Annotated in this window: 25 protein-coding genes; 12 read left to right on the forward strand and 13 right to left on the reverse strand. The window is 71.6% G+C overall.

Features of this window, described 5'->3' with window-relative positions; translation table 11 throughout:
- The first annotated feature begins 46 nt into the window (after positions 1–46).
- The gene (locus tag ACFQ9Z_RS21080; RefSeq protein ID WP_383020261.1) at positions 47–379 is read left to right on the forward strand and encodes an ATP/GTP-binding protein; all 333 of its coding nucleotides are present in this window, start codon (positions 47–49) and stop codon (positions 377–379) included.
- 8 nt (positions 380–387) lie between these two features.
- On the opposite strand, the gene ACFQ9Z_RS21085 is transcribed toward ACFQ9Z_RS21080, so the two are convergent.
- The 8 genes from ACFQ9Z_RS21085 to mce form a co-directional block, all read right to left on the reverse strand.
- A complete protein-coding gene (locus tag ACFQ9Z_RS21085; protein WP_383020271.1) occupies positions 388–1,263 on the reverse strand; it encodes an ABC transporter permease in 876 nt (291 codons plus the stop codon).
- Complete coding sequence (locus tag ACFQ9Z_RS21090) at positions 1,260–2,570, reverse strand: ABC transporter ATP-binding protein (RefSeq protein WP_383020276.1); 1,311 nt, start codon at positions 2,568–2,570, stop codon at positions 1,260–1,262. Before ACFQ9Z_RS21090 ends, ACFQ9Z_RS21085 begins: the two co-directional genes overlap by 4 nt.
- Positions 2,571–2,702: 132 nt before the next feature.
- The gene (locus ACFQ9Z_RS21095) at positions 2,703–3,476 is read right to left on the reverse strand and encodes an ABC transporter permease subunit (RefSeq protein ID WP_383020281.1); all 774 of its coding nucleotides are present in this window, start codon (positions 3,474–3,476) and stop codon (positions 2,703–2,705) included.
- Between the two features lie 2 nt (positions 3,477–3,478).
- Positions 3,479–4,435 (reverse strand): ABC transporter ATP-binding protein, encoded by a 957-nt coding sequence (locus ACFQ9Z_RS21100; RefSeq protein WP_383020285.1) that lies wholly within the window; start codon positions 4,433–4,435, stop codon positions 3,479–3,481.
- 70 nt (positions 4,436–4,505) lie between these two features.
- Entirely contained in the window at positions 4,506–4,769 is a 264-nt protein-coding gene (locus ACFQ9Z_RS21105; protein ID WP_383020289.1) for a DUF3253 domain-containing protein, read from the reverse strand.
- A gap of 137 nt (positions 4,770–4,906) precedes the next feature.
- A complete protein-coding gene (locus tag ACFQ9Z_RS21110; protein ID WP_383020293.1) occupies positions 4,907–5,842 on the reverse strand; it encodes a cellulose-binding protein in 936 nt (311 codons plus the stop codon).
- Positions 5,843–6,024: 182 nt separating this feature from the next.
- Positions 6,025–9,906: a polarized growth protein Scy gene (gene scy / locus ACFQ9Z_RS21115; RefSeq protein ID WP_383020297.1), complete on the reverse strand. Its 3,882-nt coding sequence runs from the start codon at positions 9,904–9,906 to the stop codon at positions 6,025–6,027.
- Between the two features lie 206 nt (positions 9,907–10,112).
- The gene (gene mce, locus ACFQ9Z_RS21120; protein WP_143626833.1) at positions 10,113–10,553 is read right to left on the reverse strand and encodes a methylmalonyl-CoA epimerase; all 441 of its coding nucleotides are present in this window, start codon (positions 10,551–10,553) and stop codon (positions 10,113–10,115) included.
- Between the two features lie 149 nt (positions 10,554–10,702).
- Between mce and ACFQ9Z_RS21125 the strand changes: the two genes are divergently transcribed.
- The gene (locus ACFQ9Z_RS21125; protein WP_383020306.1) at positions 10,703–11,911 is read left to right on the forward strand and encodes an acetyl-CoA C-acetyltransferase; all 1,209 of its coding nucleotides are present in this window, start codon (positions 10,703–10,705) and stop codon (positions 11,909–11,911) included.
- Between the two features lie 39 nt (positions 11,912–11,950).
- Positions 11,951–12,907 carry a methylmalonyl Co-A mutase-associated GTPase MeaB gene (gene meaB, locus ACFQ9Z_RS21130; RefSeq protein ID WP_358936009.1) on the forward strand — a complete coding sequence of 319 codons (957 nt, stop codon included), beginning with the start codon at positions 11,951–11,953 and terminating at the stop codon, positions 12,905–12,907.
- Between the two features lie 61 nt (positions 12,908–12,968).
- Here the strand turns inward: meaB and ACFQ9Z_RS21135 are convergent, their stop codons facing one another.
- From ACFQ9Z_RS21135 to ACFQ9Z_RS21150, 4 genes are all read right to left on the reverse strand, one after another.
- A complete protein-coding gene (locus ACFQ9Z_RS21135; protein WP_383020311.1) occupies positions 12,969–13,445 on the reverse strand; it encodes a MarR family winged helix-turn-helix transcriptional regulator in 477 nt (158 codons plus the stop codon).
- Positions 13,446–13,539: 94 nt separating this feature from the next.
- Positions 13,540–14,346 (reverse strand): AIM24 family protein, encoded by an 807-nt coding sequence (locus tag ACFQ9Z_RS21140; RefSeq protein ID WP_383020316.1) that lies wholly within the window; start codon positions 14,344–14,346, stop codon positions 13,540–13,542.
- Entirely contained in the window at positions 14,343–14,993 is a 651-nt protein-coding gene (locus tag ACFQ9Z_RS21145; protein WP_383020320.1) for an AIM24 family protein, read from the reverse strand. The genes ACFQ9Z_RS21140 and ACFQ9Z_RS21145 overlap by 4 nt, the downstream gene beginning before the upstream one ends.
- 1 nt (position 14,994) lies before the next feature.
- On the reverse strand, positions 14,995–15,627 hold the full coding sequence (locus ACFQ9Z_RS21150) for an AIM24 family protein (RefSeq protein ID WP_383021354.1): 633 nt from the start codon (positions 15,625–15,627) through the stop codon (positions 14,995–14,997).
- A gap of 170 nt (positions 15,628–15,797) precedes the next feature.
- On the opposite strand from ACFQ9Z_RS21150, the gene ACFQ9Z_RS21155 reads away from it, so the two are divergent.
- The 5 genes from ACFQ9Z_RS21155 to ACFQ9Z_RS21175 all read left to right on the forward strand — a co-directional run bounded on the left by ACFQ9Z_RS21155 (position 15,798) and on the right by ACFQ9Z_RS21175 (position 19,228).
- The gene (locus ACFQ9Z_RS21155; protein WP_143626821.1) at positions 15,798–16,142 is read left to right on the forward strand and encodes a DUF3817 domain-containing protein; all 345 of its coding nucleotides are present in this window, start codon (positions 15,798–15,800) and stop codon (positions 16,140–16,142) included.
- Positions 16,139–16,432 carry an MTH1187 family thiamine-binding protein gene (locus ACFQ9Z_RS21160; RefSeq protein WP_143626819.1) on the forward strand — a complete coding sequence of 98 codons (294 nt, stop codon included), beginning with the start codon at positions 16,139–16,141 and terminating at the stop codon, positions 16,430–16,432. Before ACFQ9Z_RS21155 ends, ACFQ9Z_RS21160 begins: the two co-directional genes overlap by 4 nt.
- A gap of 83 nt (positions 16,433–16,515) precedes the next feature.
- Positions 16,516–17,025 (forward strand): MarR family winged helix-turn-helix transcriptional regulator, encoded by a 510-nt coding sequence (locus ACFQ9Z_RS21165; protein WP_383020328.1) that lies wholly within the window; start codon positions 16,516–16,518, stop codon positions 17,023–17,025.
- Positions 17,026–17,068: 43 nt separating this feature from the next.
- Entirely contained in the window at positions 17,069–17,407 is a 339-nt protein-coding gene (locus tag ACFQ9Z_RS21170; RefSeq protein WP_383020331.1) for a DUF3817 domain-containing protein, read from the forward strand.
- A 120-nt stretch (positions 17,408–17,527) separates the two neighbouring features.
- Positions 17,528–19,228, forward strand: a complete 1,701-nt coding sequence (locus tag ACFQ9Z_RS21175; RefSeq protein ID WP_383020338.1) for a methylmalonyl-CoA mutase — start codon at positions 17,528–17,530, stop codon at positions 19,226–19,228.
- A gap of 136 nt (positions 19,229–19,364) precedes the next feature.
- On the opposite strand, the gene ACFQ9Z_RS21180 is transcribed toward ACFQ9Z_RS21175, so the two are convergent.
- Positions 19,365–19,997 carry a TetR/AcrR family transcriptional regulator gene (locus ACFQ9Z_RS21180; RefSeq protein ID WP_383020342.1) on the reverse strand — a complete coding sequence of 211 codons (633 nt, stop codon included), beginning with the start codon at positions 19,995–19,997 and terminating at the stop codon, positions 19,365–19,367.
- 208 nt (positions 19,998–20,205) lie between these two features.
- On the opposite strand from ACFQ9Z_RS21180, the gene ACFQ9Z_RS21185 reads away from it, so the two are divergent.
- The 4 genes from ACFQ9Z_RS21185 to ACFQ9Z_RS21200 all read left to right on the forward strand — a co-directional run bounded on the left by ACFQ9Z_RS21185 (position 20,206) and on the right by ACFQ9Z_RS21200 (position 24,447).
- Positions 20,206–21,177 carry a tetratricopeptide repeat protein gene (locus ACFQ9Z_RS21185; RefSeq protein ID WP_383020345.1) on the forward strand — a complete coding sequence of 324 codons (972 nt, stop codon included), beginning with the start codon at positions 20,206–20,208 and terminating at the stop codon, positions 21,175–21,177.
- A 622-nt stretch (positions 21,178–21,799) separates the two neighbouring features.
- Positions 21,800–22,429 (forward strand): DUF6230 family protein, encoded by a 630-nt coding sequence (locus ACFQ9Z_RS21190; RefSeq protein ID WP_383020348.1) that lies wholly within the window; start codon positions 21,800–21,802, stop codon positions 22,427–22,429.
- 115 nt (positions 22,430–22,544) lie between these two features.
- Positions 22,545–23,102: a DUF6114 domain-containing protein gene (locus ACFQ9Z_RS21195; RefSeq protein WP_383020351.1), complete on the forward strand. Its 558-nt coding sequence runs from the start codon at positions 22,545–22,547 to the stop codon at positions 23,100–23,102.
- A complete protein-coding gene (locus ACFQ9Z_RS21200; RefSeq protein ID WP_383020354.1) occupies positions 23,092–24,447 on the forward strand; it encodes a hypothetical protein in 1,356 nt (451 codons plus the stop codon). The genes ACFQ9Z_RS21195 and ACFQ9Z_RS21200 overlap by 11 nt, the downstream gene beginning before the upstream one ends.
- Positions 24,448–24,527: the final 80 nt, after the last annotated feature.

The raw sequence follows: 24,527 nt of genomic DNA on the forward strand, positions 1-24,527 counted from the left end.
CGCTGGATGCGGCCCGTGCTTCCTGTATAGCTCCGAGAGGTGTCCCGTGTCCCCGCGTCGCAACCGACCGAAGGCAGCCGGATCGTCCGGCCGCAGCGCCGAGGACGATCCGGCGGGCCGGTACGGTGGCTGGCAGTCCACGGAGAGCTGGCAGGGCGAGGAGTGGAGCGTGCGCCATGTCGCGGGGGCGAGTGCCGAGGGCAAGACCTACCGCTGCCCGGGCTGCGACCAGTTGATCCCCTCCGCCGTCCCGCACGTGGTGGCCTGGCCCGAGCACGCGGGCGTGGACGACCGCCGCCACTGGCACAAGGCGTGCTGGAACGCGAAGGACCGCCGCACCACGAGGGTGCGGCGGTCCCGCAACGCGCCGAGGTTCTGACCCCGGGCTCAGACGTCCCGGCTCTGCAGCAGCGCGTAGGCGCCGGCGTAGGCCGCGGCGGTCACCCCCAGCATGATCCACAGCGGGTCCCAGCCCGACGGGCCGGAGTGGCTCAGGGTGTTGTCGTAGAACACGCCCATCTGGCTCGGGATCGAGTACTCCAGCAGTGCCGTCTGCACCTTCTCCAGCGACGACGCGTTCATGAACAGCGCGATCACCAGCGGGGCGAGCACCGCGCCGATCATGATGGTGATGGCGCCCGCGGAGTGCCTGATCATCGAGCCGACGAGCAGCGACAGCAGCCCGAGCAGCGCGATGTAGAGGCTGATGCCGAGCGTCGCCTTCAGCCACTCCCCGGTGGACGGGCTCTTGGCGCCCTGGCCGTCCAGCATGGAGGCGTGGAGCATGGCGACGAAGGACACCACCGCCAGCGTCACCACGAAGGCCAGCACGAAGAACACGATCGCCTTGGCGGCCAGCACCCGGCCCCGGCTCGGGCACGCGGTCGTCGTCGTACGGATCATGCCCGTGCCGTACTCGGACGCCGTGGTCAGCACCCCGAGCGTGATGATGCACATCATGCCGATCAGCAGGCCGAAGAAGCCGAGGGTCAGCGGGCTCTGGCCGCCCAGGTCGCCGGAGCCGCGGACCGCCACACCGGCCAGCAGGCCGATGCCGACCACGAGCAGGACGAAGACGCCGAGCGTCCACATCGTCGAGCGCACCGACTTGATCTTGGTCCACTCGGAGGCCAGCGCGTGCCCGAGGTGGGTGCGCACGACGGGGATCGGCGAGTTGTAGCCGGGGTGGTTCCCGCCGGGCGCCGCCTGCCAGTCGGGCGCGGCGGCCGGGGCCTGCGGCATCGGGGGCTGGTGGGTGCTCATCGGGCGTCCTCGGGCTGGGTCGGGTCGGCGGCCGGGGCCGCGGGTGCGGGCTGGGACGGTTCGGCCGCCGGGGCCGGGGCCGGAGCGGCCGCCGCCGGCTGCTGCGGGACCGGCGGAGCCTGGGGAGCCGGCTGGGCCTGGGGGACCGGCTGGGCCTGGGGCGCCTGCGGGGCGGGCGCGGCGTACGGGTTGGGGGCGCCGGCGCCGGGCGCCCCGTACCCGCCCCCGGGCGCGCCGCCGTACGGCCCGGCGGGCGCCGGCATGGCGAACGGCTGTCCGCCCGCCTGCGGCGGCGGCGGCGCGTACCAGCCGGGCTGGTCCTGGCCGGGAACCGGCAGGGGCGGCTGGGCGCCGGGCGGCAGCGGCTGCTGCAGCCCGGTCTTCTGGTCGATGGTGGAGCGGTAGTCGACGGCGCCCTGCGTCATCCGCATGTACGCCTCCTCCAGCGAGGCCTGGTGCGGCGACAGCTCCCACAGGCGTACGTCCGCCTCGTGCGCGAGGTCGCTGATGCGCGGCAGCGGCAGCCCGGTCACGCGCAGCGCGCCGTCCTGCTCCGGCAGCACATGGCCGCCCGCCTCGGTGAGCGCGGCGGACAGCTTCTCGCGCAGCTGCGGCTCGGTGTCGGGGGTGCGGACCCGTGCGAAGTCGGCGGAGTTGGCGGAGATGAAGTCCCGCACGCTCATGTCCGCGAGGAGCTGGCCGCGGCCGATGACGATGAGGTGGTCGGCGGTGAGCGCCATCTCGCTCATCAGGTGCGAGGAGACGAAGACGGTACGGCCCTCGGAGGCCAGCGCCTTCATCAGGTTGCGCACCCAGAGGATGCCCTCGGGGTCGAGGCCGTTGACCGGCTCGTCGAAGAGCAGCACCTGGGGGTCGCCGAGCAGCGCGGCGGCGATGCCGAGCCGCTGGCCCATGCCCAGCGAGAAGCCCTTGGACCGCCGCTTCGCCACTTCCTGCAGGCCGACGACCCCCAGCACCTCGTCCACCCGGCGGGCCGGGATGCCGGAGAGCTGGGCGAGGCTGAGCAGGTGGTTGCGGGCGGACCGGCCGCCGTGCACCGCCTTGGCGTCGAGCAGCGCGCCGACGTGCCGGGGGGCGTTGGGCAGCTTGCGGTACGGGTAGCCGCCGATGGTCACCGTGCCGGACGTCGGGTTGTCGAGCCCGAGGATCATCCGCATGGTGGTCGACTTGCCCGAGCCGTTGGGCCCCAGGAAGCCGGTCACCGCTCCCGGTCGCACCTGGAAGGAAAGGTTGTGTACGGCGGTCTTGTCGCCGTAGCGCTTGGTCAGGCCGACAGCCTCGATCATGCTCCGCACCCATCGAAAGGTTCAGGACAGCGGGGCACACGCCCCCGTAAGGGTTAGGAGGATATCCGGGCGCTGACGGTTCCGGCCAAGGGAAAGTAAAGCCGGAGCATCACCGGACGCGGCCGGAACGGCTCACTGGGCGTCGCGCCGCTTCAGCAGGGCGTACCCGCCCGCGAGCGCGGCGGCCACCCACAGCGCCATGATGCCGAGACCGCCCCAGGGGCCGTAGGGCGTGTCGTCGCCGATCCTCGGCACCACCTGCATGATCCGGCTGCCGGCCTGGTCGGGCAGGAAGCGGCCGACCTTCTTTGTGGCGTCGACGTTGCCGAGGATGTTGGAGACCAGGAAGAAGAACGGCATCAGGATGCCGAGCGAGAGCAGCGGCGAGCGCAGCATCGTGGCGACGCCCATGGAGAACACCGCGATCAGCGTCATGTAGAGACCGCCGCCGATCACCGCGCGCAGCACCCCGGGGTCGTCGATGTGGGTGCGCAGCGAGCCCAGCATCGCCTGCCCGAGGAAGAACGCGGCGAAGCTGGTGACCATGCCGACCACCAGCGCCAGCGCGGTGGCCACGGCGATCTTGCCGAACAGGAAGGCGCCCCGCCGCGGCACGGCGGCCAGCGACACCCTGATCATGCCGGTGCTGTACTCGCCGGAGACGACCAGCACCCCGAACACGATCATGGCGAGCTGGCCGAGCGTCATGCCCGCGAAGCTGACCACGGTGGCGTCGAAGGAGAGCCGCTCGCCCACCGGCATGTCGCCGAACTGGCTCCGCGTCAGCGCGGAGATGAGCATCCCGAGGGCGATCGTGACCAGCACGGCCAGCGAGAGCGTCCACGCCGTGGACGAGACGGACCGGATCTTGGTCCACTCGGACCGGATCACCTGTGCGGCGGCCATGCTCAGGCTCCCTTCCAGCCGGCGCCCCAGTCCCGCGGGACCGGGGCGGTGGGTTCGGCGTGCGCGTGGTACTCCACCGACTCGGCGGTCAGCCGCATGAACGCCTCCTCCAGCGAGGCGTGCCGCGGGCTCAGCTCGTGCAGCACGATGCCGTTGCGGGCGGCCAGCTCACCGATCCGCTCGGCCTTGCCGCCCTCCACCTCCAGCGCCTCGCCGCCCGCCTCGACGACGGTGATCCCGCCCTCGTGCAGCACGTCGAGCAGCCGCTCGCGCTGCGGTGTGCGGATGCGCACGTAGGCCCGGGAGTTCTGCCGGATGAAGTCGGCCATGGAGGTGTCGGCGAGCAGCCGGCCCTGACCGATGACCACCAGATGCTCGGCGGTCAGCGCCATCTCGCTCATCAGATGGCTGGAGACGAACACGGTCCGGCCCTGGGCGGCCAGCGACTTCATCAGGTTCCGGATCCAGTGGATGCCCTCGGGATCCAGCCCGTTGACCGGCTCGTCGAACATCAGGATCCGCGGATCGCCGAGCAGCGCGGCCGCGATCCCGAGCCGCTGGCCCATGCCGTACGAGAAGCCCTTGGCCTTCTTCCGCGCCACGGCGGTGAGTCCGACGGCGTCCAGCACCTCGGCCACCCGGCGCGCGGGAATGCCGTTGCTCTGCGCCAGGCAGAGCAGGTGGTTGTAGGCGCTCCGGCCGCCGTGCACCGCCTTGGCGTCGAGCAGCGCGCCGATCGCGGTGAGCGGGTCCTGGAGCTGCTCGTAGTGCAGGCCGTCGATGCGCACGTCTCCGGCGGTGGGCCGGTCGAGTCCGAGGATCATCCGCATGGTCGTGGACTTCCCGGCCCCGTTGGGCCCGAGGAATCCCGTCACGGTGCCCGGGCGCACGGTGAAGGTGAGCCCGTCCACCGCCACCTTCTCGCCGTACCGCTTGGTCAGCCCCTCGAGCTCGATCATGCGGCCACGCTAGGACGGGGACCGGAGCCCTGCCACTCGGGCGGCCGGTCCGGCGCGGGGTGGTGCGCGCTCAGCGGGACGGCCGGCGGATCCGGACCGGCCCGCGGTCACGCGCGGGATCCACCGGGGTTCCGTGCTGGGTGATCTCCACCTCTCCTCGGGCCGCGAGCCGGGCCGCGGCCCGGCGGACGGGTGCCATCAGCTCCCGCCAGCCGTCGTCGTCGGACCGGTGGACCGCACGGGCCACGTCCGAGGGGCAGACCGAGGCGCCCGGCGCTCTGCTGTCGAGGAGTTCGAGGACGGCGTCCTCAAGGGACCGGTCGGAGACGGACATGCGGCGCACCTCTTCCCGGGCCGGACGGCCGGCACCCGCCTTGCGGTCCGCCCCGGCCCCGCGGTCTCCCGTCAGGCTACGGGCACACGAGAAGGGGCGGCGGGACAAGGCCCGCCGCCCCTCACCCGGTCGCTCGGCTAGCGGGTCTGCTGCGCCGGGACGCCGCGGGAGATCGGCTCGTCCTCGGCCGGCGAGCCGGCGGCGGCCACCGCGGCACCGGTCAGCGTGGCGAGCATCTCGCGGACGTTGGTGAGCTGCGCGTTGATCGAGTCGCGGCGGTTGGTGAGGGCCGCGAGCTCGCGCTCGGATTCCGAACGGATCCGGTCGGCCTTGGCGTTGGCGTCGGCCACGATGTCCTCGGCCTGGCGCTGGGCCGTCTCCACCGTCTGGCGGGCGCGGCGCTCGGCGTCGGTGCGCAGCTTCTCCGCCTCCAGGCGGAGCTGCTCGGCGCGGTGCTCGATCTCCGCGAGGCGCTTCTCGGCCTTCTGCTGACGCGACGCCAGGTCACGCTCGGACTGCTCGCGGCGCTTGGCGAGGTTCGTCTCGAAGTCAGCGGCGGCCTGAGCGGCCTTGGCGCGGGTCTCCTCGAAGAGGGCGTCCGCCTCCTCACGCTTGGACTGGGCGTCCTTCTGCGCGTCGGCACGCAGCTGCGAGGCCTCGCCCTTGGCCTTCTCGACGATCCGGACGCCCTCGTCCTCGGCCTTGGCCTTGCGCTCGGCGGCGAAGGACTCGGCGTCGTTGCGGACCTGCTGGGCGGCCGACTCGGCCAGCTCGCGGTGCTGTTCGGCCGCGCGCCGGGCCTCCTCACGCAGGTCCTTGGCCTCTTCCTCGGCCAGACGCAGGATCTTCTCGACCCGCGCCCCGAGACCCGCGTACGACGGCTCGGCATCGGTGACCTGGGCCTGCGCGTTCTGCGTCTCGAGGTGCAGCTCCTCGATGCGCTTCTCCAGGGCGGTGATACGGGAGAGCGCGCTGTCACGGTCGGAGACGAGCTTCGAGATGCGTTCGTCCACCTGAGCGCGGTCGTACCCACGCCGCACAAGCTCGAAGCCGTAGGGGGAAGTGTCGCTCATGGGGTTCCTGTCGAATGAGACCGGTGAGGTGATAGTGGAATCCTAGGTGCCGAAGCGGTGTGTCATCGAGCGGATACGTGTTTGATCTGGAGAATGACACCTCTTTTGGGTGGCTGATCACCTGACGGCTTGCCAAAGAACTGGGCAAAGCACCCAGAACACACCGGAATCCTTCCCGTTCGCTAGCCGTCCGACGATTTGCCACCCGATCGGGGGGAACCGACCGTCGCTCCCGCCTTGACCCCGCCGTCCTTGCCGGCCGCCGGGGTCTCGAAGGACTCCAGCGCTTCCAGGACGTCCTGGACCCGGGAGATCTCGGCGTTGATGTCCTCGCGGCGGCGCACCAGCAGTTCCAGCTCCCGCTTGCCCTCCTCGACCGTGCGCCGGGCCTCGCGGACCGCCTCGGCCTTGAGCTCCTCGGCCTCCCTGACCAGGGTGGCCTTCTTCTGCTCGGCCTCCTTGAGCAGCCCCTCCGCCTTCTTGACGGCGGCGATGCGCACCTTGCCGGCCTCCGAACTGGCCTCCGACACAAGCTCCTTGGCCTTCGCCTGCGCCTTGGCGAGCTGCTCCTCGGCCGCCTTGATCAGCGCGTCGCAGCGGTCGCCGGTGGACTTCATCGTCTCGGCGGCCTCCCGGCGGGCCCGCTCGTGCAGCTCCTCGATCTCGGCGGTGATGCGCTCGCGCAGTTCCTCCGCGCGCTCGCGGATCGCGGTCGCGTCCCGGCGGGCGCCGACCAGCAGCTCGTCCGCGTCCGTGCGGGCCTTCTCCACCCGCGAGTTGCCCTCGACGGTCGCCTCGGACACGATCCGGTCGGCCTCGGTGCGGGCCGCGCCCACCATCGTGTCGGCCTGCGACTCCGCGTCCGCGGTGGTCTTCTGCGCCTGCTGCTGGGCCTCGGTGAGCAGCTTGTCGGCCTCCGCCGTGGTCTCCGTGATGAGCGTGTCGACCTGCTCGGCCGCCTCCGAACGCCGCTTGTTGGCGTCCTTGCGCGCCTCGTCCAGCGTCCGCTGCGCCTCCTCGCGCGCCGAACCGACCAGCCGCTCGGCCGCCGCCTCGGCGTCCGCCCGCAGCCGCTCCGCCTCGGCGCGCATCCGCTCCGCGTGCGCCTGCGCCGAACCGACCGTCTCGGCGGCCTCGGCGCGCAGCCGCTCCGCCTCGCCGGTGGCGTCCCCGACGAGCTGCTCGGCGCTCGCGGTGGCCTCGGCCCTGACCCGCTCGGCCTCCGTGACCGCCTCGGCGCGCACCCGCTCGGCCTCGGCGGCCGTCTCGGTCTGCAGCCGCTCGGCCTCGGCGGTGGCCTCGGTGATGAGCGTGTCCACCTGGGCCGCCGCGTCCGAACGGATGCGGTTGGCGTCCTCCCGTGCGTCCGCCCGGGTGCGGGCGGCGGCCTGGTCGGCCTCGGCGAGCGCGTCCGACGCCTCGGTGCGCACCCGCTGGGCGTGCGCGGACGCGTCCGCGCGCAGCCGGTCGGACTCCGCGATCGCCTCGGCGACCGTGCGCTCGGCGAGCGCCTTGGCGGCCTCCGCCTCCTCGTTCGCCTCGCGCCGCAGCCGCGAGGCGTCCTCGCTCGCCCGCTCCCGCTCGGCGTAGGCGTCGGCGCGGACCCGGTCCGCCTCCTCCTCGGCCTCACGCTTCGTACGGTCGGCCGCGTGCTCGGCGGCCGAGCGCAGCCCGGTGATCTCCTGCTGCGCCTGCTCGTGCAGCCCGGCGACGGAGTCCCGTACCTGCTGGGCGTGCTGCTCGGCGGCGGACACCATCTCGGTCGCGCGCCGGTCGGCCTCCTCGACCAGCCGGGTCGCCTCGGTCTGCGCGTCCTCCACCCGCTTGCGGGCCGAGGCCAGCAGTTCCTCGCTCTGCTCGCGGGCCCGCTCGCGCTCCTGGTCGGCCTCGGACCGCGCGGCGCCGAGCAGTTCCTCGGCCTCCCGGCGGCGCCTGGCCGCCTCCTCCTGGGCGGCGGCCAGCGTCTCGGACGCCTCGGCGCCGAGCCGCTCGGCGGCGGCCTGCGCCTCCGCGCGGACCCGGTCGGCGGTGTCCTGGGCCTCCGCCTTCAGCCGCTCCGCCTCGGCCGCGGCCTCCGAGCGCAGCCGTACCGCCAGGGCCTCGCCCTCGGCGCGCGAGGCGGACGCGTCCGACGCCGCCTCGGTGCGCAGCCGGTCGGCCTCGTCCTCGGCCTGCTGCTGGAGCGTGCGGATCCGCTCGGCCGCCTCGGTGCGCAGCCGCTCGATCTCCTCGGCGGCCTCCCGGCGGATCCGGGACGCCTCCTCCCGGGCCTCGCCGAGAGCCCGCTCGGCCGACGCCAGCCGCTCCTGGGCCTCCGCCTGCAGCCGGGACAGCTCCTCGGCGGCCTCGCCGCGCCGGGTCTCGACCGCCCGCTCGGTCTCCTCACGCAGTTCGCGCGCGGCCCGCTCGGCGTCCGCCTTCAGCGCGTCGGACTGCTCGACGACCTCCGCGCGGTGCCGCTCGGCCTCCTTGCGGGTGCGCTCCAGGGTCTCCTCGGCCTGCCGGCGCAGCGTGGTGGCCCGCTCGATCGCCTCGGTGCGCACCTTCTCGCTGTCCGAGGTCGCCTTCTGGCGCAGCTCGTCGGCGTCCGCCTTGGCCTTGGCGAGCAGCTCCTCGGCGGACTTGGCCGCCTCCTCGATCTGCGCCACGGCCTCCCGGCGCGCCTCGGCGCGGATCGACTCGCCCTCGGCGACCGCGTCGGCGCGCAGCTGCTCGGCCTCGCCGCGCAGCCGGCGGGCCTCCTCCTGCAGCTCGACCGTCTTGGCGCGGTACTCCTTGGTGTCGTCCTTCGCCGCGCCCTTGAGCTGCTCGGCGATGTCGTGCGCCTCGGCCCGCAGCCGGTCCGCCTCGGCCTCGGCCTCCCGGCGGATCCGCTCGGCCTCCTCGGCCGCGGCCCTGGTGGTCTTCTTGGCGTCCTCGGACGCCTTGTCGAGGACGTCCTCGGCGGTCCGGGCCGCCTTGGAGAGCTGGGTCGCCGTCTCCTCGGCGGTGACGCTGCGGGCCTTCTCGGCGGCCTCGGCGACGATCCTCTCGGCCTCGGCGCGCGCGTCCGCGACGAGCTGCTCGGCCTCGGACTTGGTGTTCTCGGCCTCCTTGGTGGCCTCCTCGACCAGCCGGGCGACCTGCTCCTTGGCGGTGCGGGTACGGGTCTCGTTGGCGGCCTCGGCGCCCGACAGCGTCTTGGCGGCCGCCTCCTTGGCCTCGGTGACGAGCTTCTCCGCCTCGGACTGAGCCTTGCGCAGCGCCTCCTCGGCATCCGCCAGGCGCTGCTCGGCGGCCCGGCTCAGCTCGGCGGACTGCCGGCGAGCGGCGTCCGACTCGCTGACGGTCGCGGTGCGGAGCTGCTCGGCGTGGTCGGTGGCCTCCTGGGCCTGCGTGGAAGCGGCGTTCAGCAGCCGCTCGGCGTCGGTGCGGGCGCGGCGCAGGATCTGCTCGGCCTCGGCCCGCGCGGCTTCCGCGTCGCTCTGCAGCCGCTCGCGGGCCTCCCGCGTCAGCCGTTCGGCCTCCGCGCGGGCGGCGGCCATGGCCTGCTCGGCCTCGGCCCGCGACTCGTCCAGCAGCCGGCGGGCCTGCGACTCGGTGCGGGCGCGCAGCTGCTCCGCCCACGCCACGTTCTCGTTGACGTGCGACTCGACGGTCTGCCGCCGCTCGGCCAGCTCCTGGTCGAGCTGCTGGCGGCGGGTGACCGCCTCCTGGTGCAGCTCGGCCTGCAGCCGGGCGGCCTGCTCGGCGTGCTCCTGCAGGATGCGCTGGGTCTGCGCGCGGGCCTGGCTCAGCTCCCGCTCGGCGTCCTGGCGCAGCTGATCGGCCTGCATCTGGGCGTTACGGAGCAACTGCTCGGCCTGATAGCCGATGTCACCGCCGTCGTAGGCGGGCCGGGTCATCAGGGTGCGGCGCGCCTCGTGCAGCTTGGCGCGCAGCACCTCGACCTGGTAGCCGAGGTCCTCGGCGTGCTGGATCGCCTTTTCCCGCTCGGTCCTCAGCCGCTTCATCTCGGCCTCGAACCGAGAGAGGTGGTCGACGTCAGCCGCCGGCTCTCGCTCCTGGCTCTCGTAGCCCCGCACTGCGCGGTCCCATCCGTCCCCTGGTCAGCTTCTCCAACGAGCTCCGTCCATCGGCCGAACGGGGCCCCCGGGGAATGGTGTCAGATCAACGGCGGAGCACGGGCTGCTGCCCCGACGCTCGTCCCCCGAAACCCGGACCCCGGCATGCGGCCGCCCCGGTTCTGAGGACGACCGCCCCCAACCCTACCGGCCCATATGTACGAGGGTCAGTGCTCAGGTGACTCAACTGGGGCCGAAGTGACCAGTTCTGTCAGGACACCGTGGCAATCCTTCGGGTGCAGGAAGGTGATCCGCGAGCCCATGGAGCCCCGCCGCGGCTCGTCGTACAGGACCCGTACGCCCTTGCCCCGCACGGACTCGGCGTCCGCGTCGACGTCCGCCGTGCCGAAGGCGATGTGGTGGACGCCCTCGCCGTTCTTCGCCAGCCACTTGCCGACCGCGGAGTCCTCGCGGGTCGGTTCCAGGAGCTGGAGGTAGGAGGCGCCGCCGTCGGACGTCTCGTTGATCTTGAGCATGGCCTCGCGCACGCCCTGTTCCTCGTTGACCTCGGTGTGGAACACCTCGAAGCCGTACGTGGACCGGTAGAACTCGACAGTGGCGTCGAGGTCGTGGCAGGCGATCCCGATGTGGTCGATTCGCGTCAGCATGGATTCAGTGCAACGCCACCGGCGTGGTTACGCAACGTGCGCGCGATCACACCGACGGGCCGATGACGGCACGGAGTGCCGCTCAGTACATTCGAAGTAAACCCTCGTTCACTCCTCGGCCGTGCAGGCCGGTAAGGGGATCGCAGCTCATGTCTTCTGGAACACCCGGTACGACCAGCTCGGTGATCGTCGCGGGCGCGCGTACGCCCATGGGGCGGCTGCTGGGCTCGCTGAAGTCCTTCTCGGGAGCCGACCTCGGCGGCTTCGCGATCAAGGCCGCCCTCGACCGTGCGGGAATCGGCGGCGACCAGGTCCAGTACGTGATCATGGGCCAGGTGCTGCAGGCCGGGGCGGGGCAGATCCCGGCCCGCCAGGCCGCGGTCAAGGCCGGCATCCCGATGAACGTCCCCGCGCTCACCGTCAACAAGGTGTGCCTGTCGGGTCTGGACGCGATCGCGCTGGCGGACCAGCTCATCCGCGCGGGTGAGTTCGACATCGTGGTGGCCGGCGGCCAGGAGTCCATGACCAACGCCCCGCACCTGCTGCCGAAGTCCCGCGAGGGCTACAAGTACGGCGCCGTCGAACTGCTGGACGCCATGGCGTACGACGGCCTGACCGACTCCTTCGAGAACATCGCCATGGGCGAGTCCACGGAGAAGCACAACACCCGCCTGGGCATCAAGCGCCCGGAGCAGGACGAGATCGCCGCCCTGTCCCACCAGCGGGCCGCCGCCGCGCAGAAGAACGGCATCTTCGAGGCCGAGATCACCCCGGTCGAGATCCCGCAGCGCAAGGGCGAGCCGGTCGTCTTCAGCAAGGACGAGGGCATCCGCGGCGACACCACCGCCGAGTCGCTCGGCAAGCTGCGGCCGGCCTTCGCCAAGGACGGCACGATCACCGCCGGGTCCTCCTCGCAGATCTCGGACGGCGCGGCCGCCGTGGTCGTGATGAGCAGGGCCAAGGCCGAGGAGCTGGGCCTTGAGTGGCTCGCCGAGATCGGCGCGCACGGCAATGTGGCCGGTCCGGACAACTCCCTGCAGTCCCAGCCGTCCAACGCCATTCGGCACGCCCTGAAGAAGGAGGGCCTGGAGGTCTCGGACCTCGACCTCATCGAGATCAACGAGGCCTTCGCGGCGGTCGCGGTCCAGTCAATGAAGGACCTCGGCGTTTCCACGGAAAAGGTGAACGTCAACGGCGGCGCGATCGCCCTGGGTCACCCGATCGGCATGTCCGGCGCCCGGCTCGTGCTGCACTTGGCGCTGGAGCTCAAGCGCCGGGGCGGCGGTGTCGGCGCGGCCGCGCTGTGCGGTGGCGGCGGCCAGGGCGACGCCCTGATCGTGCGGGTTCCGAAGGCCTGATTCCCCCCGTTGTGTCGGTGAAGTGAACGGAGCTGTTTGATGCAGGACGTCTCCTCTCTGGTGGCCCAGGCCAGGGAAGGCCGGCCGCGGGCCGTGGCCCGGCTGATCTCCCTGGTGGAGGGGGCGTCCCCGCAGCTCAGGGAGGTCATGGCCGCGCTCGCCCCGCTGACCGGCAACGCCTACGTGGTGGGCCTGACCGGCTCGCCCGGCGTCGGCAAGTCGACCTCCACCTCCGCCCTCGTCACGGCCTACCGCAAGCAGGGCAGGCGGGTCGGCGTCCTGGCCGTCGACCCGTCGTCGCCCTTCTCCGGGGGCGCCCTGCTGGGCGACCGCGTCCGGATGTCGGACCACGCCTCGGACCCCGGTGTCTACATCCGCTCGATGGCCACCCGCGGCCACCTGGGCGGCCTCGCGTGGGCGGCGCCCCAGGCGATCCGGGTCCTGGACGCGGCGGGCTGCGACGTGATCCTGGTGGAGACGGTCGGGGTCGGCCAGTCCGAGGTGGAGATCGCCTCCCAGGCGGACACCTCGGTGGTGCTGCTGGCCCCGGGCATGGGCGACGGCATCCAGGCGGCGAAGGCCGGCATCCTGGAGATCGGCGACGTCTACGTGGTCAACAAGGCCGACCGCGACGGCGCCGACGCGACGGCCCGCGAACTGAACCACATGCTGGGCCTGGGCGAGGCCCGCGGACCCGGTGACTGGCGTCCGCCCATCGTCAAGACGGTCGCGGCCCGCGCCGAGGGCGTGGACGAGGTGGTGGAGGCCCTGGAGAAGCACCGGGCCTGGATGGAGGAGCACGGCGTCCTCGCCGAGCGCCGCAGGGCACGCGCGGCCCGCGAGGTGGAGACCATCGCGGTCACGGCGCTTCGCGAGCGCATCGGGGACCTGCACGGCGACCGCCGGCTCAGCGCCCTCGCCGAGCGCATCGTGGCGGGTGGCCTCGACCCCTACCGCGCGGCGGACGAGCTGGTGGCGGGGCTGACGGAGGGCTGACCGCCGGACGCCCGGAGGCGGCCTCCGGGGCGCGGCTCGCGCCCCGGAACCCCCGCCCGGCTCAGGGGCGCCCCCGCTGTCCCCTCAGGTGCTCGGCGATCGGCCTGAGCGCCTTGTCCAGTTCGGTCAGCGCGTCCGGCGACAGCAGGTCTATGAAGTGCCTGCGCACCGACGCCACGTGGTGCGGAGCGACCTTCCGCATCGTCGCCATGCCGTGGTCCGTCAGCACCGCGTAGAGCCCGCGCCGGTCGGACTCGCAGTTCTCGCGCCGCACCAGGTTCGCGTTCTCCATCCGCGTGATCTGGTGCGAGAGCCGGCTCTTCGACTGCATCGTGGCGGACGCCAGGTCGCTCATGCGCATCCGCACGTCGTCCGACTCGGAAAGATTCACGAGAATCTCGTAGTCGTTCATCGTCAGGCCGAACGGCTGCAGATCTCTCTCGAGCTGGTACGTCAACAGCCTGTTGACCTCCAGGTGGGTGCGCCAGGCGCACTGCTCCGCATCGGTCAGCCAGCGCGTGGCCGTCTCGGTCTCCATGAATGAAGTCTACCTAAGAAGTTGAATGACGAACTACTTCGGATGGTGTGACGGTGCGCACGCGTTCGAGCCGTCACACTCCGCAGACTACCGCTCACAGCCCGAAGCGACGCTGGAGGTCCCCGAGCTGTCCGGGAAGGCGCGGTGTGCCCGCCGATTGCGGACCGTGTCCACCCGGTACCGCACCGCCACCGCCGGGAACGCCCGGTTCCGGCGGAACCGCCCCGATCGCCTGCTCCGCCATCAGCGTCTCACTCGACTGGAGCAGGACCGTCCCGGCGCCGACGAACTCGAACTGGTGCTCCTCACCGGAAGCCCCGCCCAGGCCCGTCATCGCACGTAGACCGCCCATCACACCCGTCAGATACCCGTGGTCGTAGTGATGACACGGTGACGGACAGTCGGCCCACCCGACCAGCGCCTGAGGGTCCACCCGGATCGGGGGTTCCATGAACACCACCGGACCGTTAGATGCGGCCACGAACTTTCCGGTTCCGATGAGTGTCAGAAAACCCGGCACGATCGACTGTTTGAGCGACAGACTTGGCTGAAAAGCGAGCAGATTGCCCGCGCGAATGGTCAAGTTCCCGTCGTCCAGGTCGAAGGAGTTGACGTCGAAGGCCCGGTCGGCCAGCAGCATCTTCCCCGAGCCGGCCGCCACGACCCAGTCGCTCGCGTGCAGTGGCGAATGGAACGACGTGCGGACGAGCCGGTCGAGCCGGCCGTGCCCGATGCCGTTGAACTCGATCGCCCCGTAGTAGGCGATCATCTTCCCCTTCTGCAGGAACCACTCCCCGCCCTTGAGCTCGACGCAGAACGTGTACTTGTTCACGTTGTCGTCGGCGGGCAGGGACACCGGGTCGTGCACCACCGGGCCGCCGGGTGCTCCGTACGCGCTCACAGCTTCTCCTCCGAGGCCTGGACGTAGACCGTGCCGCTGCCGCTCAGCTCGAGCTGGAACGCCTCGCCGGAGCCGCGGCCCACCATGTCGCGCCAGCCGAGCGCGGTGGACAGCCGGTTGCGCACGTCGCCGTGGTGGGCGACGTAGGCCTGCGGGTCCACGTGCACCGGGCGCTGCGGGGTGATCGGGATCTCGAAGACGCCGCCGTGCGCCATCACGGCCACCGCGCCCTGGCCCTGGAGGGTGGTGGTGAACAGGCCCTGCCCGGTGACCTGGCCCCGCACCAGGCCCATCACCCCGCCCTGGGACCCCATGAACATCGTGCCCTGGCGGAGCGTGCCCTCGAAGGCGAGCAGCCGGTCGGCCTCCACGTAGAGGGTGTCGCCGGTGAGGGCGATGACGTGGACGTGGTGGCCGCCGTGCCCGAAGAAGACCGTGCCGCTGCCCTCGACGGACATCAGCGGGGTCGCCTCGCCGGCCACCCGGCGCCCGATCATGGACATCAGCCCGCCCTGGCCGCCCTGGACGCTGGGGGTGAAGGACACCTCGCCCCGGTAGGCGAGCATCGCCCCGCGCTGGCTGAACAGCCGCCGGCCGGGCAGCACGGTGGCCTCGACCATCTTGTCGTTGATCTCCCGGAAGGTCATCTCACAGGTCCCCCGCGATCGTGTTGCGCTCGCTCGGCTGGACGTAGACCAGCCCGTCGCCCTCGAAGCGGATCTGGAAGGCCTCGCCGCCGCCCTCCCCGAAGAGGGTGCGGAACGTCACACCGGACTGGAAGCTCTGCCGGACGTGGCCCTGGTGGGCGATGTAGGCGCCCGGGTCGACGGTCAGCGGGTACTGCGGGCTGACTCGGAGCACCACCGCCGGGCCGTCCGACATGATGGCCGCCTGTCCGTGGCCCTCCACGGTCGTCGTGAACAGCCCGTTGCCCTGCGAGGCGCCGCGCAGCCCGGTGAACGTCGTGCCCGTGCGCAGCCCCGCGTCGGTCGCCAGCAGGTTGCTCGACTCGACGTGGAGCTTGTCACCCTGCAGGCGTACCAGGTTGATCTCCGAGGCCCGGTCCGCGAACCAGCAGGTCCCCTGCCCTCTCACCTCCATCACCGTCATCTGCTCGCCGGTGAGCCGCCGGGTCACCATCCCGCGCAGCCCCTCGCCGCCGCCGCTCAGCTTCTTGAAGGCCATCTGCCCGTCGTACGCGACCATCGAGCCGTTCTTCGCCTTGACGGCGTCCCCGGTCATGTCGACGGCGAGCACCTTGCTTCCCTGGAGTCGGAACATCGCCACGCAGGGAAAGTAGCGGCGAGCCGGGTGGCGGGAACAGGGCCCGGGGGTGGAGAAACGACCCTGAACGCACCCCTAGGGCCGTCGTTTGCCAGAATGGACCGCAGCTTGTGCGTGTGTTCACAAAGCAGCCGGCCCGTCGTCGCAACTCCCACCGAAGGTGATCCGTGGACATCAAGACCGCCTCAGCCCTCCGCCGTCTCCGCCTGGTCTCCGCGCCGGAGGCCGTGTCCTTCCTGGTCCTGCTCGTCTGCTCGGTGCTGAAGCGGACCACGGACTTCAACGCGGTGCCGGTGATGGGCGCGGTCCACGGCGTGCTGTTCGTCCTGTACGTGCTCTTCTGGGCGGACGCCTGGAACCGCGCCAAGTGGGGCTTCGGCACCGCCGCCCTCTACTTCGTCCTCTCCGTGCTGCCCACCGGCGGCTTCTTCGCGGAGCGCAGGCTGCGCCGCGAGGCCGAGAACGCCGTCATCGCCGCCCGCGCCCGCAAGGAAGGGGTCGTGAACGCATGATCGTCGCCTTCTCCGTGACGCCCCTAGGCGTCGGCGAGGACGTGGGGGAGTACGTCGCCGACGCCGTCCGTGTGGTCCGCGAGTCCGGGCTGCCGAACCGCACCGACGCCATGTTCACCTCGGTCGAGGGGGAGTGGGACGAGGTCATGGACGTCGTCCGGCGGGCCGTGGCCGCGGTGGAGGCGCGGGCGCCGCGCGTCTCGCTCGTCCTCAAGGCGGACATCCGGCCCGGTGTGACCGACGGCCTCACCGCCAAGGTGGAGACCGTGGAACGGCACCTCGCGGGCTGATCCGTCCCGCGTCCCGGCCCCCGGGTGACCGAAAGCCGAGACGGGGCTGACCGGCATATGACCGGCCGGTAGGGTCTGCTGACGTGCCCAAGCCTCTCAGCCTCCCCTTCGACCCCATCGCACGCGCCGACGAGCTCTGGACGCAGCGCTGGGGGAACGTGCCCGCGATGGCCGCGATCACCTCGATCATGCGGGCGCAGCAGATCCTGCTGGCCGAGGTCGACGCGGTGGTCAAGCCGTACGGACTGACCTTCGCGCGCTACGAGGCACTGGTGCTGCTCACCTTCTCGAAGGCCGGCGAGCTGCCGATGTCCAAGATCGGCGAGCGGCTGATGGTGCACCCCACCTCGGTGACGAACACCGTGGACCGGCTGGTCAGGTCCGGTCTGGTGGCCAAGCGGCCCAACCCCGCCGACGGCCGCGGCACGCTCGCCGTCATCACCGACAAGGGCCGCGAGGTGGTCGACGCGGCCACCCGCGACCTGATGGCGATGGACTTCGGCCTCGGCGCCTACGACGCCGAGGAGTGCGCGGAGATCTTCGCCATGCTGCGCCCGCTGCGGATCGCGGCACACGACTTCGACGAGGGGTGACCCGGGGCAAGATCTCCCGCAACGGGCGGTTACGCTCGACGGCATGAAGAAGAGCGTGCTGACCCGCTACCGCGTCCTGGCCTACGTCACCGGTGTGCTGCTGGTGCTGCTGTGCCTGAGCATGATCGCGAAGTACGGGCTGGACATGGACGGTGCCGCCGACGTCACCCGGGTCGTCGCCATCGCGCACGGCTGGCTGTACGTCGTCTACCTGGTCTTCGCCTTCGACCTGGGCTCCAAGGCGAAGTGGCCGGTCGGCAAGCAGCTCTGGGTGCTGCTCGCGGGCACGATCCCGACGGCCGCCTTCTTCGTCGAGCGCCGGATCAGCCGCGAGCTGGACGGCAAGGTCGCGGGCCCGGCCCCGGCCGTCGCCAAGGCCTAGCCCAGGGTCTCCGGCACCGGGTCTCCGGAACCGCCGTACGGCACCCGTACGGCGGTGTTCTCCCAGCCGTGACACGGTTGCCATCGACATTTACTAGGACGTCCAAGTAAATTCGACGGTATGGACGCTCACGCCATCGAGGAAGGCCGCCGGCGCTGGCAGGCCCGTTACGACGCCGCGCGCAAGCGCGACGCAGACTTCACCACGCTCTCCGGCGATCCCGTGGAGCCGGTGTACGGACCCCGGCCCGGGGACGCGTACGAGGGATTCGAGCGCATCGGGTGGCCCGGGGAGTACCCCTTCACGCGCGGGCTCCACCCGACCGGCTACCGCGGGCGCACCTGGACGATCCGGCAGTTCGCCGGGTTCGGCAACGCCGAGCAGACCAACGAGCGCTACAAGATGATCCTCGCCGCGGGCGGCGGCGGCCTGTCCGTGGCCTTCGACATGCCGACGCTCATGGGGCGCGACTCCGACGACCCCCGCTCGCTCGGTGAGGTCGGGCACTGCGGCGTCGCGATCGACTCGGCCGCCGACATGGAGGTCCTGTTCAAGGACATCCCGCTCGGGGACGTGACCACCTCCATGACCATCAGCGGTCCCGCGGTGCCCGTCTTCTGCATGTACCTGGTCGCCGCCGAGCGGCAGGGCGTCGCCCCGTCGGTCCTCAACGGCACGCTGCAGACCGACATCTTCAAGGAGTACATCGCGCAGAAGGAGTGGCTCTTCCAGCCGGAGCCCCATCTGCGTCTGATCGGCGACCTGATGGAGTACTGCGCGGCCGGCATCCCCGCCTACAAGCCGCTGTCCGTCTCCGGCTACCACATCCGCGAGGCCGGGGCCACGGCCGCGCAGGAGCTGGCATACACGCTCGCCGACGGCTTCGGCTACGTCGAGCTGGGCCTCAGCCGCGGCCTCGACGTGGACGTCTTCGCGCCCGGCCTGTCCTTCTTCTTCGACGCGCACGTCGACTTCTTCGAGGAGATCGCCAAGTTCCGCGCGGCCCGGCGGATCTGGGCCCGGTGGATGCGGGACGTGTACGGCGCGAAGAGCGAGAAGGCGCAGTGGCTGCGGTTCCACACGCAGACCGCGGGCGTCTCGCTGACCGCACAGCAGCCGTACAACAACGTGGTGCGCACCGCCGTGGAGGCGCTGGCCGCCGTGCTCGGCGGCACCAACTCCCTGCACACCAACGCGCTGGACGAGACGCTGGCGCTGCCCAGCGAGCAGGCCGCCGAGATCGCGCTGCGCACCCAGCAGGTGCTGATGGAGGAGACCGGCGTCGCCAACGTCGCCGACCCGCTGGGCGGTTCCTGGTACGTCGAGCAGCTCACGGACCGGATCGAGGCGGACGCGGAGAAGATCTTCGAGCAGATCAAGGAGCGCGGGCTCAGGGCTCACCCGGACGGGCGGCACCCCATCGGGCCGATCACCTCCGGGATCCTGCGCGGGATCGAGGACGGCTGGTTCACCGGCGAGATCGCCGAGTCCGCGTTCCGCTACCAGCAGGCGCTGGAGAAGGGCGAGAAGCGGGTCGTGGGCGTCAACGTCGCCACCGGATCGGTGACCGGGGACCTGGAGATCCTGCGGGTCAGCCACGAGGTGGAGCGGGAGCAGGTCCGCGTCCTGGGCGAGCGGAAGACGGCGCGGGACGAGGCCGCGGTGCGCTCCGCGCTGGAGGCGATGCTGTCGGCCGCGCGCTCCGGGGCCAACATGATCGAGCCGATGCTGGACGCCGTACGGGCGGAGGCGACCCTCGGCGAGATCTGCGGCGTGCTGCGGGACGAGTGGGGGGTGTACACGGAACCGGCGGGGTTCTAGCCGCCGTCACAGCCGCCGCCCGCCGCGGGTGTCACCGGGGCCGGGTCCTCGGCCGTCCGGCCGGACCGGCCCACCGCCTGGCGGTACGGCCCGGTCCGCCCCGGCGGTAGGGCCCGGTCCGCCCCGGCGGTCCGGGCTAGGCCGCGCCGCCGTCCGGCTGCGTGGTCAGGCCGAGCAGCAGCACCCGGGTGAAGTCGTGCACCCAGGCCCGGTCCGCCGGCTTGCCGCTCACCAGGGTGCGGTGCACCACCGCGCCCGCCACCATGTCGAAGATCAGGTCCACCGTGCGGGACGACTCCGCCGGATCCGGCTCGGGCGGGAGTTCGCCGCGCCGCTGGGCCCGGGCGCGGCCCTCCAGGACCAGGCGCAGCTGCCGGTCCACGATCGAGGCGCGGATCCGCTCGCGCAGCGCGTCGTCCCGGGTCGCCTCCGCGACCACCGCCATCAGGCCACTTCTGGCCTCCGGGCGGGCCAGGATCGCGGCGAACTGCAGGACCACGCCCTCGATGTCGGCGGCCAGGCTGCCGCTGTCGGGCAGTTCGAGCTCGTCGAACAGCTCCGCGACCGCGTCCACCACCAGTTCGTTCTTGCCCGCCCAGCGCCGGTAGAGCGTCGTCTTGGCGACCCCGGCCCGCAGGGCCACGTCGCTCAGGGTCAGCTTCGACCAGCCCAGTTCCACCAGGGCCTCCCGTGTGGCGGCCAGGATCGCGGCGTCCGCGGTGGCGCTGCGCGGGCGTCCGGTACGGCTGGCGGGACGGCGGCTCTGCATGCCCCGACCATAACCGGCGGAAACTGTGCGGTCGTGAGGGAGATCACCGGGGACCGGTGTCGCGGGACCCGTGCCGGGCATTACGCTACGGGTCGTAGCGAAAGCTCGTGAGGGACGTACACGGGCGACTGCCACCGGCGTGGGGTGGGGACCCGGCGCCGGGCACTCGCTTTTTTCTTCAGGCGCCGGAACAGGGGAGGATAGACGCATGCAGCCACGGAACATGTCCATGAGCGGCGTGGTCGACCTCGCCGCGGTGAAGGCGGCCCAGGAGGCCAAGGCCAAGGCCGAGCAGACGCGCGCCGAAGCCGCCCGGCAGGGCGGCGCGGGGGCCGTCTCCCCGGCCGACCTAGTCATCGACGTCGATGAGGCGGGATTCGAGCGGGATGTCCTGCAGCGGTCCGCCGAAGTGCCGGTCGTCATCGACTTCTGGGCCGAGTGGTGTCAGCCCTGCAAGCAGCTGAGCCCGGTCCTGGAGCGACTGGCCGTCGAGTACAACGGGCGCTTCCTGCTCGCCAAGATCGATGTCGACGCCAACCAGATGCTGATGCAGCAGTTCGGGGTCCAGGGGATCCCGGCCGTCTTCGCCGTCGTGGCGGGACAGGCGCTGCCCCTCTTCCAGGGCGCCGCAGGCGAACAGCAGATCCGCCAGACCCTCGACCAGCTGGTGCAGGTCGCCGAGGAGCGCTTCGGGCTGACCGGCCTGACCGTCGACCCGGACGCCGCGCCCGGCGCCGCCGTGCCGCAGGAGGCGCCGGCGGGACCGTACGACGCGCTGCTCGAGGCCGCCGTACAGGCGCTGGACGCGGGGGACCTGGGCGGCGCCGTCCAGGCGTACCGGAACGTGCTGAGCGACGACCCGGGCAACACGGAGGCCAAACTCGGCCTCGCGCAGGCCGAGTTGCTGCAGCGGGTGCAGGACATGGACCCGCAACTGGTGCGCAAGGAGGCCGCCGAGAAGCCGGGCGACGTGGACGCGCAGATCGCGGCCGCCGACCTGGACCTCGTCGGCGGTCACGTCGACGACGCCTTCGGGCGGCTCATCGACGCCGTGCGGCGCACCGCGGGCGAGGACCGGGACGCGGTACGCCGCCGCCTGCTGGAGCTGTTCGAGGTCGTGGGGCCGGAGGACCCGCGCGTGGTCGGGGCCCGACGGGCCCTCGCCCGGGCTCTGTTCTGACCAGTCGCTAAACGCCGCGGCATGTGATGCCGAGGTGAAAACTTCGCCGACGAGGCGTCAGGGCGGTCGCACTTTGCCAAAACTTGGCAATTGCGGCCGCTGTTACTCCGAGTAAATCGAAGCCGTTGATCTGTCTGGATTCGTCCAAGGATCAACGGCTTTGCTCTGCCCCTGGCTGCCACCCAGCGTCGCCCTTCGAGACCGCTGGGTCGTTGTTCGGTTATCCGGCCGTTACTAGCCAGTAACGAACCCCCTTGTGCCGAGGCCGAGAATGCACCACGATCGGCGACGCTCGGTCCATTCCCGTACCCCCGGCAGCCGGCCGGGTCGAGGGAGACTCTGGGTCCCCACCGAGCAGAGCCGGCGGCAGTGGCGCCGGCTCTAGGACAGGGGGGTCTTCGCCGCACGGCGAAGCCTGTCCAGAAGGTTGTGCGTGATGCGTGTCAGGCGCGACCAGTGGTTGTCGCTCGGGGGTGATCGCCGGTGGTTCGGGCGCGGTTCGTGCCTGATGAGTACGGGCGCTCTCCTTTCCGAGGACGTAGCACTTCTCCCATCCCTGCCCGGCTGAGCCGCCGATAGGGGCGAGCCGGGCCAGGAGATGTACGTCCGAGAAGGAGGAAATATGGAGTCCCAGGTGCGTGGCGGGACCAGATGGAAGCGGTTCGCTGTGGTCATGGTGCCCAGCATGGCCGCGACGGCAGCGATAGGCGTGGCGCTGGCGCAGGGCGCCCTCGCCGCGTCGTTCAGCGTGTCGGGTCAGTCGTTCAAGGTGACGGCCGACAAGCTCGTCGGCAACGGGTTCGCCCAGTACGGCGCGATCGACTCGGGCAAGACCCTCAAGGGTGAGGACGAGAATCACCCGGTCGCGGTCTCGGCCTTCAAGAAGGCCACGATCAACAACATGTGCCAGTCGGTCGTGACGCCCACGCCGATCGGCAACGTGAGCCTGCTCCTGAAGGCGGGCGGCGGTTCCAAGCCGGTTGAGGCCGACAACCTCTACATCGACGTGGCCGACCTCAACGCCGACGCCGTCTTCAACAACATCGACATCGGTGTTGCGGCCAAGGACGCCAGCAAGGGTCCGGGCATGAAGGGCAACGGCGAGCAGGCCAACCCGTTCGGCTTCGCCCAGCAGGCCGACTCGGCCACGCTGACCGACGTGAAGCAGACGGCGTGGGCGACCACAGCCGGAACCTTCAAGCTCAGCGGCCTGAAGATGTCGCTGTCTATGGGTACGCACGAGTGCTACTAGGCACTCGCTGACGGGCGGGGGGCCGACGGCGCCCCGCCCGTCCACACTCCGGCCGCGTGTTCACACGCGGCACTCATCACCACCACAGCAACGCCGCACCAGGGAGCTGTTTTCCATGAGCGCCGAGACTCCTGCCGCCGAACCCGGCGAGTTCACCCGCCGCAGGCTGCAGTTCCGCGCCTGGCGGGGCACCCGGCCGTTCTGGGCCGGCCTCTTCGTCCTGCTCAGCGGCTTTCCGATCATGTACTTCCCGTACGCACATCTCCAGCTCGGTCACCTGACCCTGGCGATGGCGACCACGGCGGGAGCCGGATCCCTGATCATCGGCGTACTGCTCGTCGTCCTCGGCCTCAGCCTCTGGTTCCAGAAGCACGTACGGACCTTCGCGGGCGTCGCCGCGATCCTGCTCGGGCTGGTGTCCCTGCCCGTGTCCAACTTCGGCGGCTTCATCGTCGGCTTCCTGTTCGCCCTCGTCGGCGGTGCGATGGCCGTGTCGTGGGTGCCGGGCTCGCCGGCCGCGCCGGAGGGTGCGGAGGGTCCCGGCACGGGGCGGTCGGACACCCCCGGGTCCTGGCTGGACAAGACGCCGGACGCGGGCACCGTGAACGAGTCGAACGACCTGTCAGGAACGAGCCCGGCCAACGGGGCGAACGGGAGGCACAGTGCCGGCTGACGAGGTGACCCACGGGGCCGATGTGGACGGATCCCGTGCGAGAACCGGTCCCCGCCACGCGGCACCCAGGCGGCCGCTGTTCACCAGGTTCCACATGCCCGCCGGCAAGGCGATCGCCTCCGTGGCGATGCCCACCGCCGTCATCGTGGGCATGGGCTTCACGTCGACGCTCGCCCTCGCCGACAACGGCACGGCGACGTCCAACAGCCAGAAGGCGGCGGAGTACAAGGACTGCGTCGACGCGCTGAAGGACGCGGGGAAGGCCTCGGCCTCGCCGTCGCCGTCCGCGAGCGAGTCCACGGACACCGCGACGCCGGCCCCCACGGCGTCCGCCGGGGCCAAGGACAAGGGCGGGACCAAGGCCACGCAGGCCCCGGGTGGGCCCTCCTCGTCGGATTCAGGTTCCGACGATGAGCCCGCGCCCGAGCCCACGGCGACGTCCGGCTCCTCCGGCTCCGGTTCGGGCTCCGGGTCCGGCGGCGGCACGGCGACGCCGTCCCCGTCGGCGACCAAGAGCACCGGCGGTGTGCTGGGCACGCTCGGCGACACGCTCGGGGACATCCTCACCGGCGGCAAGCAGGACTCCGGCACGTCCACGAGCCCGGAGCCGTCGGCGTCCCCGTCGGCTTCGTCCTCCGCCGCCGGCGAGGGCGGCGCGGCCGGCACGGTCAAGGACACCGTCGAGAAGACGACCAAGACCGTCACGGACACCGTCAAGGACACCACCGGCAAGGTCTCCGAGACGGCCGGTGACACCGCCAAGACGGCCGGGGACGCCGCCAAGACGGTCGAGGACACCACGAAGGCGGCCGGGGACGCGGCCGGGTCGGCGACGCCCAGCCCGTCCGCGAGCGCCACGACGTCCCCCGACGACTGCCCGGCGGCCACCGACGCCGAGAGCGGCGTCGACAACAAGGTGCCGGTGGCGGACGACCCCTGGTACCTGGACGCCAGCTCGCTGACGCTGAAGGGCGCCGACTACAAGGGCATAGTCGAGGTCAGGACGGCCAACGGCACCACCAAGAAGGTGCTGAAGTACGTCATCTCGGGCGGTACGGACATCGGCGACCTGCACCAGACGGTGAAGGACAAGCGGGCCGGCAAGACGTACCACGTGCAGGCGGCCAAGGGCTCGACGTCCACCATCACCGGCGGCGACACGGTGATGTACACCGAGAGCATCTCCGGCAACCTGCTGGGGCTGATCCCGGTCACGTTCAGCCCGGACAGCCCGCCGCCGCTGAACATCCCGCTGATCTACATGACCAAGGTGCACGTGGTCCAGGCGGCCCAGTTCGGCGGCGACCTGCACGTGCCCGGCATGCACCTGTACACCACCGACTGAGCGTTTCGACAAGCCCGTTCGGGAGCCGCGCACAGAGCTGAGGGCGCCCCCTGTCGCAGGGGGCGCCCTCAGTGCTCGCC

Source organism: Streptomyces sp. NPDC056580, from assembly GCF_042793175.1.
In the GTDB taxonomy this organism is placed as follows: Bacteria; Actinomycetota; Actinomycetes; order Streptomycetales; family Streptomycetaceae; genus Streptomyces.